This is a genomic window from Microbacterium martis (assembly GCF_047246685.1).
Classification (GTDB): domain Bacteria; phylum Actinomycetota; class Actinomycetes; order Actinomycetales; family Microbacteriaceae; genus Microbacterium.
Map to the genome: position 1 here is coordinate 299687 of NZ_JBFOKT010000002.1, position 17106 is coordinate 316792.

At 71.1% G+C, this 17106-nt stretch carries 16 protein-coding genes; 10 read left to right on the forward strand and 6 right to left on the reverse strand.

Going from position 1 to position 17106, the window contains the following annotated elements; all coding sequences use genetic code 11:
* The first annotated feature begins 83 nt into the window (after positions 1 to 83).
* The 6 genes from AB3M90_RS09395 to AB3M90_RS09420 all read left to right on the forward strand — a co-directional run bounded on the left by AB3M90_RS09395 (position 84) and on the right by AB3M90_RS09420 (position 6874).
* Positions 84 to 1343 (forward strand): sensor histidine kinase, encoded by a 1260-nt coding sequence (locus AB3M90_RS09395; protein ID WP_412951689.1) that lies wholly within the window; start codon positions 84 to 86, stop codon positions 1341 to 1343.
* A complete protein-coding gene (locus AB3M90_RS09400) occupies positions 1340 to 2053 on the forward strand; it encodes a response regulator (protein ID WP_412951690.1) in 714 nt (237 codons plus the stop codon). The genes AB3M90_RS09395 and AB3M90_RS09400 overlap by 4 nt, the downstream gene beginning before the upstream one ends.
* A 39-nt stretch (positions 2054 to 2092) precedes the next feature.
* Complete coding sequence (locus AB3M90_RS09405) at positions 2093 to 3265, forward strand: benzoate/H(+) symporter BenE family transporter (RefSeq protein WP_412951691.1); 1173 nt, start codon at positions 2093 to 2095, stop codon at positions 3263 to 3265.
* A gap of 86 nt (positions 3266 to 3351) precedes the next feature.
* Complete coding sequence (locus AB3M90_RS09410) at positions 3352 to 4248, forward strand: ABC transporter ATP-binding protein (protein WP_412951692.1); 897 nt, start codon at positions 3352 to 3354, stop codon at positions 4246 to 4248.
* A complete protein-coding gene (locus AB3M90_RS09415) occupies positions 4245 to 5381 on the forward strand; it encodes an ABC transporter permease (RefSeq protein ID WP_412951693.1) in 1137 nt (378 codons plus the stop codon). The genes AB3M90_RS09410 and AB3M90_RS09415 overlap by 4 nt, the downstream gene beginning before the upstream one ends.
* 2 nt (positions 5382 to 5383) lie before the next feature.
* Complete coding sequence (locus AB3M90_RS09420) at positions 5384 to 6874, forward strand: glycosyltransferase (protein ID WP_412951694.1); 1491 nt, start codon at positions 5384 to 5386, stop codon at positions 6872 to 6874.
* 25 nt (positions 6875 to 6899) lie between these two features.
* On the opposite strand, the gene AB3M90_RS09425 is transcribed toward AB3M90_RS09420, so the two are convergent.
* The 3 genes from AB3M90_RS09425 to coaBC form a co-directional block, all read right to left on the reverse strand.
* A complete protein-coding gene (locus tag AB3M90_RS09425; protein ID WP_412951695.1) occupies positions 6900 to 7691 on the reverse strand; it encodes a CPBP family intramembrane glutamic endopeptidase in 792 nt (263 codons plus the stop codon).
* A 190-nt stretch (positions 7692 to 7881) separates the two neighbouring features.
* A complete protein-coding gene (locus tag AB3M90_RS09430; RefSeq protein WP_412951696.1) occupies positions 7882 to 10035 on the reverse strand; it encodes an ATP-dependent Clp protease ATP-binding subunit in 2154 nt (717 codons plus the stop codon).
* 78 nt (positions 10036 to 10113) lie between these two features.
* Positions 10114 to 11313, reverse strand: coding sequence for a bifunctional phosphopantothenoylcysteine decarboxylase/phosphopantothenate--cysteine ligase CoaBC (coaBC, locus tag AB3M90_RS09435; protein WP_412951697.1), 1200 nt, complete (start codon positions 11311 to 11313; stop codon positions 10114 to 10116).
* Between the two features lie 67 nt (positions 11314 to 11380).
* On the opposite strand from coaBC, the gene AB3M90_RS09440 reads away from it, so the two are divergent.
* A complete protein-coding gene (locus AB3M90_RS09440) occupies positions 11381 to 12082 on the forward strand; it encodes an NRDE family protein (protein WP_412951698.1) in 702 nt (233 codons plus the stop codon).
* A gap of 30 nt (positions 12083 to 12112) precedes the next feature.
* Here AB3M90_RS09440 and AB3M90_RS09445 read toward each other — a convergent pair whose 3' ends face one another.
* Positions 12113 to 13078: a GlxA family transcriptional regulator gene (locus AB3M90_RS09445; protein WP_412951699.1), complete on the reverse strand. Its 966-nt coding sequence runs from the start codon at positions 13076 to 13078 to the stop codon at positions 12113 to 12115.
* A gap of 86 nt (positions 13079 to 13164) precedes the next feature.
* Between AB3M90_RS09445 and AB3M90_RS09450 the strand changes: the two genes are divergently transcribed.
* Positions 13165 to 13326, forward strand: coding sequence for a hypothetical protein (locus tag AB3M90_RS09450; protein WP_412951700.1), 162 nt, complete (start codon positions 13165 to 13167; stop codon positions 13324 to 13326).
* A gap of 57 nt (positions 13327 to 13383) precedes the next feature.
* Positions 13384 to 13899, forward strand: a complete 516-nt coding sequence (locus AB3M90_RS09455) for a hypothetical protein (RefSeq protein ID WP_412951701.1) — start codon at positions 13384 to 13386, stop codon at positions 13897 to 13899.
* 41 nt (positions 13900 to 13940) lie between these two features.
* Here AB3M90_RS09455 and AB3M90_RS09460 read toward each other — a convergent pair whose 3' ends face one another.
* Both AB3M90_RS09460 and AB3M90_RS09465 read right to left on the reverse strand, forming a co-directional pair.
* Complete coding sequence (locus AB3M90_RS09460; RefSeq protein ID WP_412951702.1) at positions 13941 to 15173, reverse strand: glycosyltransferase family 4 protein; 1233 nt, start codon at positions 15171 to 15173, stop codon at positions 13941 to 13943.
* A gap of 12 nt (positions 15174 to 15185) precedes the next feature.
* The gene (locus AB3M90_RS09465) at positions 15186 to 16394 is read right to left on the reverse strand and encodes a glycosyltransferase (RefSeq protein WP_412951703.1); all 1209 of its coding nucleotides are present in this window, start codon (positions 16392 to 16394) and stop codon (positions 15186 to 15188) included.
* A 121-nt stretch (positions 16395 to 16515) separates the two neighbouring features.
* Between AB3M90_RS09465 and AB3M90_RS09470 the strand changes: the two genes are divergently transcribed.
* Complete coding sequence (locus AB3M90_RS09470) at positions 16516 to 17103, forward strand: hypothetical protein (RefSeq protein ID WP_412951704.1); 588 nt, start codon at positions 16516 to 16518, stop codon at positions 17101 to 17103.
* Positions 17104 to 17106: the final 3 nt, after the last annotated feature.

A 17106-nucleotide genomic window follows, 5' to 3' on the forward strand; every position in this document is an offset into this window, starting at 1 on the left:
TAGAACGCTCGCGTGCGTGTCAAGAGCGACGATCCGCCGTGCGGGGGATGCCGCGGCATCCGCCCTTCTCCTACGGTGGGAGGATGCCCGCCGTCCCGTTCACCCGCACCCCGGACGAGCGCGAGCGCCGCAGCGATCTCGTCCTCGCGCTGGTGCTGTTCGTCGGCGCCATCCTGAGCGCCGGGCTCTCGTCGGTCGCCGAGATCTACGGCGACCAGCAGGCCGACCTCTGGACCGCCCTCGTCTACGCCGTGTTCGCGACCGGCCCGCTGGCATTCCGCCGTCGCTGGCCGGGCGTCGTCGCCGTCGTCGTCTCGCTGGCCTACTTCACCGCCGTCACGGTGAAGGTGCCCGAGATCTACGTGGGCAACATCTCGATGTTCATCGCCCTCTACTCCGTCGGCGCATGGATGAACGATCGCCGGCGCGCCGTGATCATCCGCGTGGCGATCATCGTCGGCATGTTCGCCTGGCTCCTCGTCACCATGTACTTCGAGGCGGTCACCCAGGCCGAGGAGGCCGATGTCGCAGCAGGGGCCTTCTCGCCGTACATCGCCTTCATGCTCATCCAGATCCTCCTGAACGCCCTCTACTTCGGCGGCGCCTACTACTTCGGCGAGCGCTCGTGGTCATCGGCGGCGCAGCGCTCGGTGCTCGAGCAGCGCACCGCCGACCTCGAGCGCGAGCGCGAGGTGACCGCCGCGCAGGCCGTGGCCCTCGACCGGGTGCGCATCGCCCGCGAACTGCACGACGTCGTCGCCCATCACGTGTCGGTGATGGGCGTGCAGGCGGGTGCCGCTCGGCTGGTGATCGACCGCGACCCGGCGCACTCGGCGCGCATCCTCGAAGGCATCGAGCACTCGGCGCGCGACGCGATCCACGAGCTGCACCAGCTGCTGGAGACGCTGCGCACGCCGGGCGGCGAGACGGCGGACGCCGCGTCGACCCTCACGCTCGACGACATCGCCGAACTCGTCGCGGCGTCGACCGAGGCCGGTCTCCCGACCGCCTACACCGTGGTCGGCGAGCCCGTCGCCGTGCCCTCCCTCGTGGCCGTCAATCTCTACCGCATCGCGCAGGAGTCGCTGACGAACGCCCGGCGCCATGCCGGGTCGGGTGCCACGGCCGACGTACGCGTGCGCTATGACGATGACGGCGTCGAGGTCGAGGTCGTGAACACCGGGCGTGCGGTCGCGCAGCTGCGGCCCGGACTCGGCCAACTCGGCATGCGGGAGCGCGCCACGGCATCCGGCGGCACCCTCGAGGTGACCGCGCGCCCGCTCGGCGGCCTGCGGGTCCGCGCTCGGGTGCCTCTGCCGGCTCCGGCCCGGAGCAGCCGATGAGCGGCTCGCCGATCCGCGTCCTGCTCGTCGACGACCACGCCATGCTGCGCGCGGGCTTCCGCACGATCCTCGACACCCAGCCCGACATCACCGTCGTCGGCGAGGCCGAGACGGGAGCGGATGCGGTGGCGAAGGCCTCCGCGCTCCGGCCCGACGTGATCACGATGGACGTGCAGATGCCCGACATGGACGGTATCGAGGCCACGCGACTCATCGTCGCCGACCCCGAGGTGGGCGCCGCCGTGGTGATCGTCACGACGTTCGATCAGGACGACTACCTCTATCAGGCGCTGGATGCCGGGGCGAGCGGCTTCCTGCTGAAGAACGGCGGCGCGGAGGACCTGATCGCCGCGGTGCGCGCACTGGCGATCGGCGACGGGATGCTGGCGCCCGAGGTGACACGCCGGGTGCTCGCCCGCTTCGCCGCCGGCTCGCCCACGGCGGCTCCCGCCGGACCGCCCGCGGCGACACCCGCGCCCTCGCCCGCGGCGGGCCGCCCACCGAGCCCCGAGCTGTCGGAGCCGCTCACCGAACGTGAGGCCGACGTGCTCGCCCTTCTGGCCGACGCGCGCAGCAACGCCGAGATCGCGACCGCGCTGTTCATCGGCGAGGCGACCGTGAAGACCCATGTCTCGCGCATCCTGCAGAAGCTCGGCGCCCGCGACCGGGTGCAGGCGGTCGTGCTGGCCTATCGTCTGGGACTCGCCTGACCACACGCCCGGGCGGCGCCGCGCGATAGCCTCTCACCTATGCCCGGCGCCGTACCCCTCTCCCGCCCGATCCTGGCGGGGATCGTGACCGCGCTGGTCGGCTTCACCAGCTCGTTCGCCGTCGTTCTCACGGGTCTCGACGCCGTCGGTGCGACGCCCGCGCAGGCGGCGAGCGGCCTGCTGGCCGCCAGCCTGATGATGGGGCTGGCCTGCGCGGTGCTCGCCTGGCGCTACCGGATGCCGATCACCGTCGCGTGGTCGACGCCCGGCGCGGCGCTGCTCGTCGCCACCGGCACCGTCGCCGGGGGATGGCCGGCTGCGGTGGGCGCCTTCCTCCTCACGGCCGCCATGATCCTGCTCACGGCGGTGTGGCCCGCGCTCGGTGCTCTGATCGCCCGCATCCCGCCGTCGATCGCGCAGGCCATGCTGGCGGGCGTGCTGCTGCCGCTGTGCCTCGCGCCCGTCACCGGCATCGTCGCGAACCCGTGGGGCGTCGTACCCGTGGTGTTGACCTGGTTGGTCTTCGCCCGCGTCGCCCCTCGCTGGGCCGTGCCGCTCGCGTTCGTCGCGGCTGCGGTCGTCGTCGCCGTCGCCCTCGTGCGCGAAGGCGCATCCCCCGACCCGGCCCTCCTGCTGCCGCGGATCGAGCTCACGGCGCCGGTGTTCACCGTGGGAGGCTTCGTCGGCCTCGCCCTGCCGCTGTTCATCGTGACGATGGCCTCGCAGAACGTGCCGGGAATCGCGATCATGCGCAGCTTCGGCTACGAGGTGCCGTGGCGCCCGGCCATGCTCGTGACCGGGCTGGGCACGGCACTCGGTGCACCGGCAGGTGGCCACGCGATCAATCTCGCCGCCATCAGCGCGGCACTCGCCGCATCGCCCGACGCCGACCCCGATCCGGGCCGTCGCTGGGTCGCGGGTGTCTCGACGGGCGCCTCGTACCTCGCCCTCGGCGGCCTCTCCGCCGCGGTCGCCGCCCTCGTGAGCCTCGCTCCCGACGCGGTCATCCCGGCCGTCGCCGGGGTCGCGCTGTTCGCCGCGTTCGGCTCGTCCGTGCAGCAGGCGATCGACGATCCGGGCGAGCGGATCCCCGCCGTGGTCACCTTCCTCGTCGCGGCATCCGGGATCTCCGTCGTCGGCGTCAGCGCCGCGTTCTGGGCCCTCGTCGGCGGCCTCGCCGTGCGCGCGGTGCTGCACGCCGGCAGGCGCTGAACCCGGGATCCGCCGTGGGACGGAGTGGCCAGGATCCCCCGTGCGGGGGATGCCGGGGCGGCGGCCCACTCCCTAGCGTGGGAACCATGGGAACAGGACGACTCGAACTCACCGGCATCACCAAGAGCTACGGCTCTCGGCTCGTGCTCGACGACATCTCCTTCCGGGTGTCCCCGGGACGGCTGACCGGCTTCGTCGGCGGCAACGGCGCGGGCAAGACAACGACCATGCGCATCATCCTCGGCCTGCTGTCGTCGGACGGCGGACGGGTCGATCTGAACGGCACGCCGCTCGACACCGCCGACCGGCGACGTTTCGGCTACATGCCGGAGGAGCGGGGCCTCTACCCGAAGATGAAGGTGCTCGAGCAGATCGTCTATCTCGCGCGACTGCACGGATTCGGCAAGGCGGATGCCACCGAACGCGCGACCGCGCTGCTCACCGAACTGGGGCTGGGCGAACGGCTGGACGACACCATCGAATCGCTCTCGCTCGGAAACCAGCAGCGCGCGCAGATCGCCGCCTCGCTCGTGCACGACCCCGAGGTGCTCATCCTCGACGAGCCGTTCTCCGGTCTCGACCCCCTGGCTGTCGACGTGGTCGCCGGGGTTCTGCAGGCGTCGGCCGCGAGGGGCGCCGCCATCCTCTTCTCCTCCCACCAGCTCGACGTCGTCGAACGACTCTGCGACGACCTCGTCATTCTCGCCGGCGGAACGATCCGCGCGGCCGGTTCGCGCGACGCGCTGCGCGCAGAGCACGCCGGAAGCCGATACGAGCTGGTGTCGGCGGGCGACGCCGGCTGGCTGCGCACCGAACCCGGCGTCACCGTGGTCGACTTCGAAGGCGGGTACGCCCTCTTCGACACCGACGGCCCCGAGACCGCCCAGCGCGTCCTGCGCGCGGCGGTCGGCCGCGGCGACGTCGCGAGCTTCTCCCCCCAGCATCCCTCTCTCGCGCAGATCTTCAAGGAGGTCATCCAGTGAGCACGCCCACCCGCGCGACCCGGTCGACGAACGCCGGCACCTCCGACTCCCGCGCCCCCCAGGCGCCGAACGGCATCTGGCTGGTCGCCGAGCGCGAGATCGGCTCGAAGCTGCGCAGCAAGACGTTCCTCATCTCCACCGGCATCCTTCTGCTCCTCGCGCTGGCGGGCATCATCATCGGCGGCTTCGCCAGCAAGAACGCGGCCAGCGAGACGATGCCCGTGGCCGTGACCTCCGAGACCGCCGCCGCGGTGTCGGCACTGCCGAACATGAAGGTGACCGAGGTGTCGAGCGCCGATGAGGCCGAGGACCTGGTCCGATCCGAGAAGGTCGACGCAGCGGTGCTTCCCGGCGATGGCCCGACCGGCGTGACCGTCGTCGCCCTGAAGGACGCGCCCGGCTCGCTCGTGACCGCGCTGTCGCAGGCGCCCGAGGTGCAGATCCTCGAACCGGCGACGACGAACCCGCTGCTGCGCTACTTCATCGCGATCGCGTTCGGCATCGTCTTCATGGGCGCTGCGGCGACCTTCGGCGGCACGATCGCGCAGAGCGTCGTCGAAGAGAAGCAGACCCGCGTGGTGGAGGTGCTGCTCTCGGCGATCCCTGCGCGCACGCTGCTCGCCGGCAAGGTGATCGGCAACACGGTTCTGGCGATGGGGCAGATCGTCGCTCTGGCTGCGATCGCCACGGTCGGTCTGATCGTGACGGGGCAGCGCGAGGTGCTCTCGACGCTCGGCGCGCCCATCCTGTGGTTCGCGGTGTTCTTCCTGTTCGGGTTCATCCTGCTCGCCGCCCTCTTCGCGGCGGCGGCGTCGATGGTCTCGCGGCAGGAGGACATCGGCTCGACGACCACCCCGATCACCATGCTGATCATGGCGCCGTACGTGCTCGTCATCCTCTTCAACGACAATCCGCTGGTGCTGACGATCATGTCGTACGTGCCGTTCTCCGCGCCCGTGGGCATGCCCATGCGGCTGTTCGTCGGAGAGGCGCAGTGGTGGGAGCCGCTGCTGAGCCTCGTGATCCTGCTCGCGAGCTGCGTGGCCGCGATCGCGATCGGCGCGAAGATCTACGAGAACTCGCTGCTGCGGATGGGGTCGCGCGTGAAGCTCGGAGAGGCGCTGCGCGCCTGACCATGCTCCGTTCCCCACTCCGCCTCCCGTCCGCACGCCACTTCGCCCTCACCTGGGGTCTGGCCGACCAGCCCGGTGGCATGACGGGCGCTCTGCTGCAGCGCTCGCGCAGCTTCCGTCGCCTGGGCGGGGTCGATGTCGACATCCTCACCCTCGACGATCGGCCCGACTACCCCGAGCTCTCGGCCCGGCTGCGCTCATCGGGGGAGCTGATCGACGGGGTTCGGATCCGCAACCTGTGGGACGAGCTGCGCGAGCGGGTGCCGGCGACGCGGGGGCCCGAGCCGACGCCCGTCGAGCTGCTGGAGCCGCAGGAGGGCGACAGGGTGGAGTCGGCGGCGGGGACGGTGCTGAGCCGCACCCGCTACGGCGACGACGGCCGAATCGTCGCCGTCGACCGGTTCCGTCGTGACGGTTCGCTGCTCGCCACCGAGCGCCCGGGCGCCGAGCGCAAGATCGTCGTCCACGCCGACGACGGTCGCGCGATCCGCTCGTTCCGGACGAGCTGGGGCCTGTACCGCTGGTGGTTCGATCGTCTGACGGCCGGCAAGCCGAGCTTCCTGCTCGTCGACTCGAAGACCGCGGCGCGATCGGTGGCCGGGTACCGCCGGGAGCATGTCACCTGCATCCACATCGTCCACGCCTCGCACCGCCGCGGCGGGCAGGCGGGAACCTTCCGCGCTTCCCGCGAGTCCGTGCTGCGACGGGCGGCCGACTTCGACGCGATCGTCGTGCTCACGCCGCGGCAGCGCGACGATCTCGTCGACGACCTGGCGGCGATCGGCGTGCGGGCTCGCGTGCGCACGATCCCGAACGAGGTCGAGATCGAGGCCGATGGGCCGTCGCGCCACGACGCCGCGCACGGCGTCGTGGTCGCGTCGCTGCACTCCCGCAAGCGTCTCACGCACGCGGTCGAAGCGATCGCGGCCGCGCACGCCGCCGATCCGCGCGTGCACCTCGACATCTTCGGCGAGGGGCCGCGCGAAGACGTGATCCGTCGGCGCATCCGCCGTCTCGATGCCGATGATCACGTCCGGCTGCGTGGGTACGATCCCGGCGCGCGCTCATCGTTCCGCAGCGCCGGGTTCAGCCTCCTCACCTCGACCTCCGAGGGTCTCCCCCTCGTCCTGGTCGAGAGCATGGCGGCGGGATGCATCCCCATCGCCTACGACATCCGCTACGGACCCGCCGACATGATCCGCGACGGCGTCGACGGATTCGTCGTCCCGGAGGGCGACATCGCGGCCCTGACCCGTCGCATCCTCGAGCTGCAGACGATGCCGCAGGCGAAGGTCGCAGCGATGCGCGCACGCGCGATGGCGCGGGCGGCGGAGTTCTCCGACCGCACTGTGGTGCGGCGCTGGTCCCGCGAGCTGCGGGCGGCCTACGACGCCAAGCTGCTCGAGGCTGCCCGCGACAAGCCCCTGCGGGTGCGGCTGAGACGCCGCGCCGGCGTGGTCCGGCGGCGCCTGCTCCGGTTGGCAGGCCGCTGAGGCGAGGTGCCCGCGAAGCCGGTCTTCAGCTCCGGCGAAGGCGCTTCTCTCCTGCCAGAGGGCCCCTCGCCCCCTTCTGCAGGATGAGGACCATCGAGACGGTGCCGAGAACGAGGCCGCCGATGAAGAGGATGTCGGGGAGCGCTGCGCCGTCGACCAGCACCGCGATCGGGCCGCCTCCGGTCGCATCGGCGATGTTCTCGAACGCGTTGTTGAAGGTGTGGATGATGATCGGGATCAGCAGGCCGCCCGTGACCCGGCGCAGCGCATAGGCGGCGAAGCCGAACAGGATGGCGTAGACGACCTGATAGAGCACTTCGGCCGTCGGCAGCTCGCCACCCAGGTTCATGAGGTGGACGAGGCCGAAGGTCAGGGCGGGCAGGACGGCGACCCACACTTCCGAGAGGCGGGCCCGCAGCGTCACGACCGCGACACCGCGGAAGGTCAGCTCTTCGCCGATGCCCGCGACGGCCGCGAGGATGAGCGCCGTGAGCGTGGTCTCGAGCGGGATGACGTCCCACTTCGCGGTGACGATGCAGTAGCCGATATAGAGCAACGGTCCGAAGGCCAGCAGCGTCGGCACGAGGGCGCGCACCCGCTCGCGCTCGAAGAAGACCGCGCGCAGCCAGCCCAGCGCCCAGAGGGCGGGGAGCGCGACGACGAGGATGACGCCGATGACGACGGCCGCGTACAGCGCGAGGTCGTCTCCGGGCACGACCACGTCGGCGATCGCGGGACCGACCAGGATGCTCAGGACGAGCGTCAGGACGACGGCGGGGAGCGCCATCCAGAGACGGGGCGTGACACGGGGCGACATGGGTTCTCCTGAGGTCGAAGAGCGGGTGCGGATGCCGCCGCGCCGTGACGGCGCGCCAGACGGCCACCCCATCCTCGGCGGCGCCGCCCGCGGCGCACATCCACCTCCGGTTCGAGCCTGTCGACCACGGCGTCCACCCGCGGTGGGACAGGAATATCGGCATTCCGCGCCGCCGCGACCCCCCGCGCGCTCAGCCGCTGGTCAGGACCAGCCCGGTGCCGTCGGCGCCGACGTCGACGCGCACGGTGTCGCCGTCGTGCACGCCTCCTGACAGCAGCGCGGTCGCCAGCTTGTTCTGCACCTCCGTCTGGATGAGGCGGCGCAGAGGGCGCGCACCGAACATCGGATCGTAGCCGCGCTCGGCCAGCCACGACCGGGCGTCCGGCGTGACCGCGAGGGTCAGGCGACGATCGTGCAGACGCGAGTGCAGCTGGTCGATCGACAACTCGACGATCTGCGCGAGATCGTCTTCCGTCAGCGCCGAGAACATCACGATGTCGTCGAGACGATTCAGGAACTCGGGCCGGAACGCCTGTCGCACCAGCGCCATCACCTGCTCGCGCTTCTCCTCCGGCGACAGGATCGGGTCGATCAGGATCGGCGAGCCGAGATTCGAGGTCAGGATCAGGATGACGTTCGAGAAGTCGACCGTGCGACCCTGGCCGTCGGTCAGCCGACCGTCGTCGAGCACCTGCAGCAGCACGTCGAACACCTCGGGGTGCGCCTTCTCGACCTCGTCGAGAAGGATCACGCTGTACGGCCGGCGGCGCACGGCCTCGGTGAGCTGGCCGCCCTGCTCGTATCCGACGTAGCCGGGAGGGGCGCCGACGAGCCGCGAGACGGAGTGCTTCTCGCCGTACTCCGACATGTCGATGCGCACCATGGCGTGCTCGTCGTCGAAGAGGAACGCGGCGAGCGCCTTCGCGAGCTCGGTCTTGCCCACGCCGGTCGGACCGAGGAACAGGAACGATCCGGTCGGACGACCGGGGTCGCTGATGCCCGCGCGCGAGCGCCGGACCGCGTCCGACACGGCGGCGACGGCATCCTTCTGGCCGATCAGACGGCGACCGAGCTCGTTCTCGAGGTGCAGGAGCTTCTCGCTCTCGCCCTGCAGCAGACGGCCGACGGGGATGCCGGTCCATGCCGCGATGACGCCCGCGATGTCTTCGTCGGAGACCTGCTCGTTGACCATCCGCCCCTCGGTCGACGTCGCCGCCTCCGCCTGCTCCGCCTCCGCGATGTCGCGCTCGAGGCGCTTGATCGTCTCGTACTCGAGCTTCGAGGCCTTCGTGTAATCGGCCTCGCGCATGGCGAGGTCGCGCTGCGTGACGGCGTCGTCGAGCTGCTTCTTCAGGTCGCCGACCCGGTTGAGGCCCTGGCGCTCGCGCGCCCAGCGGGCCTCCAGCTCGGCCAGTTCCCTCTCGAGGTCGGTGAGCTGCTCGCGCAGGGTGCTGAGGCGCTCCTTCGAGGCGGCGTCCTTCTCCTTCTTGAGGGCCAACTCCTCGAGCTTCATCCGGTCGACCTGGCGCTTGAGCTGGTCGATCTCGACCGGTGACGAGTCGATCTCCATCTTCAGACGCGACATCGCCTCGTCGATGAGGTCGATCGCCTTGTCGGGCAGCTGGCGCGACGGCAGATAGCGGTTCGACAGCGCGGCGGCGGCGACGAGCGCGCTGTCGGCGATGGTGACGCCGTGGTGCGCTTCGTAGCGCCCCTTGAGTCCGCGCAGGATCGCGATGGTGTCCTCCACCGACGGCTCGCCGACGTACACCTGCTGGAAGCGGCGCTCGAGCGCGGCATCCTTCTCGATGAACTCGCGGTACTCGTTGAGCGTGGTCGCCCCGATCAGACGCAGCTCGCCGCGCGCGAGCATCGGCTTGAGCATGTTGGATGCCGCCACCGAGCCCTCGCCGCCGCCCGCGCCCATCAGCACGTGCAGCTCGTCGATGAACGTGATGACCTGCCCGTCGGACTCGGTGATCTCCTTGAGGACCTGCTTGAGACGCTCTTCGAACTGCCCGCGGTACATCGCGCCGGCCACGAGCGCCGAGATGTCGAGCGTCACGAGCTCCTTGCCCTTGAGCGACTCGGCGACGTCACCCGCGACGATGCGCTGGGCGAGGCCTTCGACGACGGCGGTCTTGCCCACGCCGGGCTCGCCGATCAGAACCGGGTTGTTCTTGGTGCGGCGGGTGAGCACCTGGCTGACCCGCCGGATCTCGCTGTCTCGTCCGATGACGGGGTCGAGCTTGCCCTGTCGGGCGCGGTCAGTCAGATTGATGCCGAACTGCTCGAGGGCGGACTGCTGTTCCTGGTTCTGGGGGCCGTTCTGCGGGGTGGTCATGTGTTCCTCCTGAGGAGACTCCTTCGGGTCACCGTTCTCATCGTGCGATGAGTAAAGTTGAGTGGTCTGGACTCAAGTTTACCTCAAGCGACGGATCGCCGTCCAGATGGCGCCCGCCACGGCCGCCTTCGAGCCCGACGCGGTGGCCACGACGGCGCCCTCCGCTCCCACGACGTGCACGGCGTTCTGCGTGCTCTCGAACCCGCGATCCCAGCCGACCTCGTTCACGACGAGGAGGTCGACGCCTTTCCTCTCGCGCTTGCCGCGCGCACGCTCGAGCATCTCTGCCTGGTCTTCCGGGGTCTCGGCGGCGAAGGCCACGATGATCTGACCCGGACGACGGCCCCGCGCCAGCGCCGCGACGATGTCGGGGTTCTCGATCAGCTCGATCCCGGCGAGCCCGCCGACGTCCTTCGTCAGCTTGCGGTCCGAGGTCGTGACCGGCCGGTAGTCCGCCACCGCGGCGGCCATGACCACGATGTCGGTCGATGCCGCCGCATCCGTCATCGCCTGGCCGAGCTCCTGGGCGGTGCCGACCTTCACGATCCGGATCGACGGATGCCGCGCCGCGGCGAGCACGTCGCCCGACACGTTCGCGGCGACGAGCGTCACGGCGGCCCCTCGGGCGGCCGCCTCCGCGGCGAGCGCTGTGCCCTGTCGACCGCTGGAGCGGTTGCCCAGGAAGCGCACCGGATCGATGGGCTCGCGGGTGCCGCCGGCCGAGACCACGACCCGGAGGCCGGAGAGATCGCCCGGCGACAGCAGCGCCTGCGCGGCCTGCGCGATCTCCTCGGGCTCCGACATGCGCCCCGGACCGCTGTCGCCGCCGGCGAGCTCGCCGTCGGCCGGACCGACGACCTGCACGCCGCGGTCGCGCAGGGTCGCGATGTTCGCCTGCGTCGCCGGGTGCCGCCACATCTCGGCGTGCATGGCGGGTGCGACGAGCACGGGCGCCTCGGTCGCGAGGAGGGTCGTGCCGAGCAGGTCGTCGGCGAGGCCGGCGGCCATCTTCGCGATCGAGTTCGCCGTCGCGGGCGCCACGATGATGAGCTCGGCCGCCTGCCCGAGGGCGACGTGCCGCACCCGCGCGACGTCGTCGTGCACGCTCGTCGTGACCGGGTGGCGACTGACGGCCTCCCAGGTGGGAAGGCCGACGAAGCGCAGAGCGTCGTCGGTGGGCACGACGGTGACGTCGTGCCCGCCCTTCGTGAGCAGGCGCACCAGGTGCACCGTCTTGTACGCGGCGATGCCGCCCGTGACTCCGACGACGATGTTCACGTTCCGATTCTGCCGCACACCCGCTCGCCCGGGGCCGGCGTCCGTGCGGCGATCTAGACTGACCACCGTGTGCACCGTGGTGATCGACGTCGAGGATGCCGGATCCGCTCGCCTCCTCGCCGTGCGCGACGAGGATCCGCTGCGCGAGTGGGATGCGCTCGGACCGTGGTGGCCGGAGGAGTACGCGGGAGTGATCGGCATCCGCGATCGACGAGCCGGCGGCGCCTGGCTCGCGGCCGCTCCGGCCGAAGGTCGGCTCGCGGTGCTGCTCAACCGGGCCGATGTCGGTGACCTGCCGAGCGGTCGGGCGGTGTCGCGCGGGACACTCGCCCTGGAATCGGTGGCCGGACGCTCGCCCGAGGCCCCGCTGCCCATGCACGGCTTCAACCTGCTCGAGGTCGGCCCCGAGGGAGCGCGCGTGCTGTCGTGGGACGGCGCCGTTCTCCGCGAGACGCCGGTCGGGCCGGGTACCCACATGATCGCGCACGACGACCTCGACGATGCCGCGACGCCGCGGATCGCCGCGTGGCTGCCGGAGTTCCGGGCCCTGGGGCCGGCGGCGGCGAGCACCGACTGGGCGGCCGACTGGGTGGCGCTGCTGGGCGCCTCGACCCGGCTGTCTCCCGACGACGATCGGGCGATCATCCGCGACAACCGGCCGCACGGCTACCCCACGCAGTCGCTGCTGTACGCCGTGGCGACGGTGAGTGGTCGCACGGTCGAGGTGCGCGACGTCGCCCTTCCGGCGCCTGCGCGGTGGCCTGCCTGACCGGCGGAACCTGCCAGACGGCGGAGCCTGTCAGGCGGCGGAGTCCGCGGCGCAGGAGAACCGGGTGCGATAGGCGGTCGGTGTCAGCCCCAGAACACGCGAGAAGTTCTGGCGCAGCACGGCGGCCGACCCGAAGCCGCACTCGTCGGCGATCTGATCGAGGGGCAGATCGGTGCGCTCCAGCATCCGCTGCGCGTGGATGATGCGCTGACGCGCGAGCCAGGCGGCGGGAGTGGCACCGTACTCGGCCTTGAAACGACGGGCGAAGGTGCGCGGCGACATCAGCGCCCGTGCGGCGAGGCGCTCGACCGCGAGGTCGTCGCGCAGGTGCTCGACCGCCCAGTCGGCGACCGCCGCGAGCGAGTCGCTGGGCACGACCGGGATGGGTCGATCGATGAACTGCGCCTGCCCGCCGTCGCGCTGCGGGGGCACGACCATGCGCCGCGCGATGCGGTTGGTCAGGTCGGCGCCGAGTTCCTGACGCAGCAGGTGCAGACAGGCGTCGATGCCGGCGGCGGTGCCGGCGCTCGTGATGATGCGGCCGTCCTGCACGAACAGCACGTCGGGGTCGACCTCGATCTCGGGATACATGCGGGCGAGCTCGTCGGAGTACATCCAGTGCGTGGTCGCCCTGCGTCCGTCGAGCACTCCCGCAGCGGCGAGGATGAACGATCCGCTGCACACGCTCATGAGCCAGGCCCCGCGGTCGACGGCGTCGCGCGCCACGTCGAGCAGCAGGGGGTCGATCCGTGCCCAGTACTGCCGCGGCACCGGGCAGAACACCACCAGATCGGCCTCGTAGGCGAAAGAGAGGTCGTGATCGACGTTGATCGAGAATCCCAGCTTCGACGTCACGACGCCCGGCCGAGGGGCGACGATGCGGAAGTCGAAGTTGGGCACGCCGTCGCCTGAGCGGTCGAGACCGAAGGCCTCGCAGGCGACGCCGAACTCGAATGGTGCGAAACCGTCTTGCACGACGCAGGCGACCGTCTTCATCCGTGACTCTCCCTTGGCAGAAATCCTACGTGCGTCGTCAGATCTGCCACTCGTGGCGGATATGCATCGATCGTAGGTTTTCTGCCATGATACTCCTCATCGCACTCTCCGCCCTCATCGTCTGGGCCGTCGTGGCCACCGTGATCGAACTGCGTCGCGACGGATACCGCCGCACGCCGACGGATTGGAGCAGGCTGGCCGGCCGTGCCGGGTCTGCCGAAGCCGAGTCCCGGCACTTGTTCCGCTGATTCCGTCGGCGTGACCGGACCCTCCCGCGAGTCACCGGGCGGGACTACGCTCGTCCCATGAGCGAGCCGCAGCAGCCCTCCGTTCCGCCGACGACCTGGTCTGGACCCCCGGCTCCACCCGCGGCATCGGGCCTGCCGGCGACCCCGCAGTACCCGGCCACCCCGCAGTACGCCTCGACCCCGCAGTATCCGGCGAGCCCGCCTTACCCCACCGGAGCGCCGTACCCCACCGGAGCGCCGTATCCGGCGTCGTCCGGCGAGTCGGGCAACCCGCTGGCGCGCGCGGCCTTCATCATCGCCCTCATCGTCGCGGCCATCGGCGCGCTGCAGATCCTGATCCAACCCCTTCTGTTCCGCTCCTTCGGCTACGGCATGAGCGGTTACGAGGTGTTCAGCGCTCTCTTCGGGGTCGTGGTCCTCCTCGGCAGCGTCACCGCGCTCGTGCTCGGCCTGATCGCTCTGAAGCGGTCAGCCGGGCGGGGCCTCGCCGGTATCGCCGTCGGCGTCGGCGGGGTGCACCTGCTGGGAGTCGTGCTCGGCGGCATCACGTCGCTGTCCTACGGCTTCTTCTGAGCCGCCTCGCCCTGCGCGGTGACCCGCAAGGGCGCTCCGCGTCAGAGCACCCGCTCGTAGACGCCGATCATCGCCGCCGTCCTCGACGACTGACGGAAGGCTTCCGCGACCTCGGGGCGCGGTGTCGGAGCGGTGCCGGCGGCGATGTCGGATGCTGCGCGCCGGAGGGTCTCGGCGAGCGCGGCGACGCGCTCCGCCTCCCGCGCCCGGCCGGTGGCGGCCGCCGCAGCATCCGGCACCGCCCAGAGCCCTCCGCCCAGCTCGGCGGCGATGTCGGGGTCGCTGATGATCGACGGCGTGCCCAGCGTCGCCGCCTCGAAGGGCGTCATGCCCTGCGTCTCGAAGCCGATCGACGTCTGCACGAGGGCATCGGCGGCGGCGAGGCGACGGAGGGTCTCGGAGTAGGGAAGCCGCCCGACGAAGCCGACACCGTCGAGGCCGCGGACGATCCTCTCGGCCGCCGCGCGCTGGCCGCCGCCGCCGATGATCTCGAGCTCGGCGTCGACGCCGGAGGCGACGAAGGCCTCGAGGAAGGGAAGGAGGCGCTTCTCGGGGCTCATGCGCCCCAGCCACACGAACCGCGGACGACCCGCCGCCCGCTCGGCGGGCGCGGCCGCGAGGGTCGCTTCGCGCAGATCGTCGTCGATGCCGTTCCAGATCACATCGACGTCCGGGAACACGCCGTGCTTCTCGAGGCGCCGCGCGAAATGCGTCGACGGAGCGGTGACCGCGGCGGCACCCGCGGCGAGACCGCGCAGGAACGCCCAGCCGTCGGAGCCCGCGACGGGCTCTCCGACGGCGCGCAGCGCGCGGCGCCGCCAGACGTTGAGGGCTGCGAGCGCGGGCCGGTGGAGAGGCGTCACCGCGGCCAGACCCACGTCGACGCGATTGTGCATGGTGTGGACGACGGGGATGCCGTGGCGCTGAGCGTAGCGGTGACCGATGAACGCGCCCCAGAAGTCGGCCTGCACGTGCACCACGTCGACCGGAGGCCGGCGGGTCATCGCGCGATCGAGGAACCTGTCGGTCGCCCGGCCCGGCCAGCTCATCGAGTACTCGCGGTCGAGCGTGATCGGCATCGAAGGCAGGTCGACGAACCCCTGGGTCGCTGAGCCGAACCCCTGGGTCGCTGAGCTTGTCGAAGCGTGCATCCGCGGCGCGACGACCGTGACCGTGTGGCCGGCGCGTTCGAGGTACTCGCGCTGCAGTCGCATGGAGACCTGCGCACCGCCGAGCGAGTCGAGGTGCTGATCGCCGAAGAAGACGATGTGCATGTCGGCGCCGGCCTAGTCGGGCAGCGGCTCGTCGCGGTACAGCGCCTCGAAGGTGTCGAGGGTGCGGTTGATGTCGTGGATCGCGACGCCGTCGAGCGAGGCCCGCTGCATCCGCTCGTACTCCGCCGGCGACGCGGTCAGCACGTCGGTCAGACGGGCCGCGAGCTCGTCGACGTTCCCCGGCTCGAACAGGTGACCGTTCTCGCCGTCGTGCACGAGGTGCGGGAGGGCGACGGCATCCGCGGCGACGATCGGAAGCGCCGACGCCATCGCCTCCATGGTGGCGATCGACTGCAGCTCGGCGATCGAGGCGATCACGAACACGCTGGCCCGCGACAGCAGCGACCGCAGCTCTTCGTCGGTCGTGCGGCCGTGGAAGGTGACGCGGTCGCCGAGACCGAGCTGCGCCGCGAGGTTCTCGAGCTGTTTGCGCTGGTCGCCGCCGCCGACGATGTCGAACGTCGTCTCGAGCGCGGGGTCGAGCTTCGTCATCGCCTGGAGGATCACCTCGACCTGCTTCTCGGCGGTGAGGCGGCCGACGAACACCAGGCGGTTCTGCTCCCGCGGGGCGATGACCGGCGTGTACTGACTGCGGTCGATGCCGCAGCTCACCGGAATGACGTTCTTCACCGCGACCGTCTTCTCGAGGAAGTCCGCGGCCCGACGGGTGGGCGTGGTGATCGCCCGGGTGAGGTCGAACGTGCGCTTGGCGTCGGCCCACGCGAAGCGCAGCACGAGGTCGTCGATGAACTTCGGCATGGTGGTGTGGTCGAGGATGTTCTCGGCCATCACATGGTTGGTGGCGATCACCGGGATGCCGCGTTGGCGGGCGATGCGTGCGAGCCCACGGCCGATGACGATGTGCGACTGGATGTGCACCACGTCGGGCTGCACGCGGTCGAGCACGACGCGTGCGTAGTGCTTCGCGCGCCACGGCCAGACGAACCGGAGCCAGTCGTGCGGGGCCCAGCGCACGGACGGAAGACGATGCACCGTCATGGGCTCGCCCTCGATCACCTCGGTACGGGCGGGAACACGGCGGTAGGCCTGGTTCGGTGCGGCGACGTGCACGTCGTGTCCGCGCTGCACCAGCCCCGCGGCCAGTCGCTCCGCGAAGCGGGCGGCGCCGTTGATGTCGGGGGCGAACGTGTCGCACCCGAGGAGGATCTTCAGCGGACGGGGCGGGGTGTCCGCGGCGTTCGTCGGATCGGAGGAGGACATTGTGCCTTACGGTACGGCGGCCAGGGGAGCCCGTTCGGGCGCTGGCCACTCTACCCGAGCGGTCGGCGGGGGTCGTCGAGGCGTACCGGCATCGCTCAGCATGGCGGACTACTTTGAAGCCATGCGATTGACTGCTGACGCCGATCCCCGGTTGTGGATTCCCGTGACCGACTCGTTGGGCTGGCGGGGGCGTCGCCACCGCAAGGCGGCGATCCGGATGCTGCTGGGTCAGGTGAATGCGGCGGTGGGGGCGACCGAGCGCCCGGGGTCGCGACTGGGGGCGTGGGCGATGAGTCAGGCGGCGCCGGTGCTGATGAAGCGCGCCGACGGCCGCGTGCTCGCGTGGACCTGGAAGGCCGAGCCCGAACTCGTCGTGGCGATGGCGACCGCGCAGGAGCTGACGCCGCAGGTGCGCATCGCCCGGGCGTCGATGCCGATGGAGTACGACGACACGCAGACGTTCCGCACCGCGCTCGGCGCGGGAGAGAAGCTGGTGGTGCCGCTTCCGCCGTCGGCCGCGTCGCCGCCGTTCGCGACCTACACCTGGGACACGGGCACGCACCTCGTCACCCTGACCGCGGTATGCAGCGAGCGCGAGCGCTTCGGCACGGTGATCGGAGCGCTCGACGACCTCGCGCGCAGCATCCGCATCGCCGACGACCTGACCGGCGGCGAGTCTCCCCAGGTGCTGCGGCTCGACCCGGCGTGAATT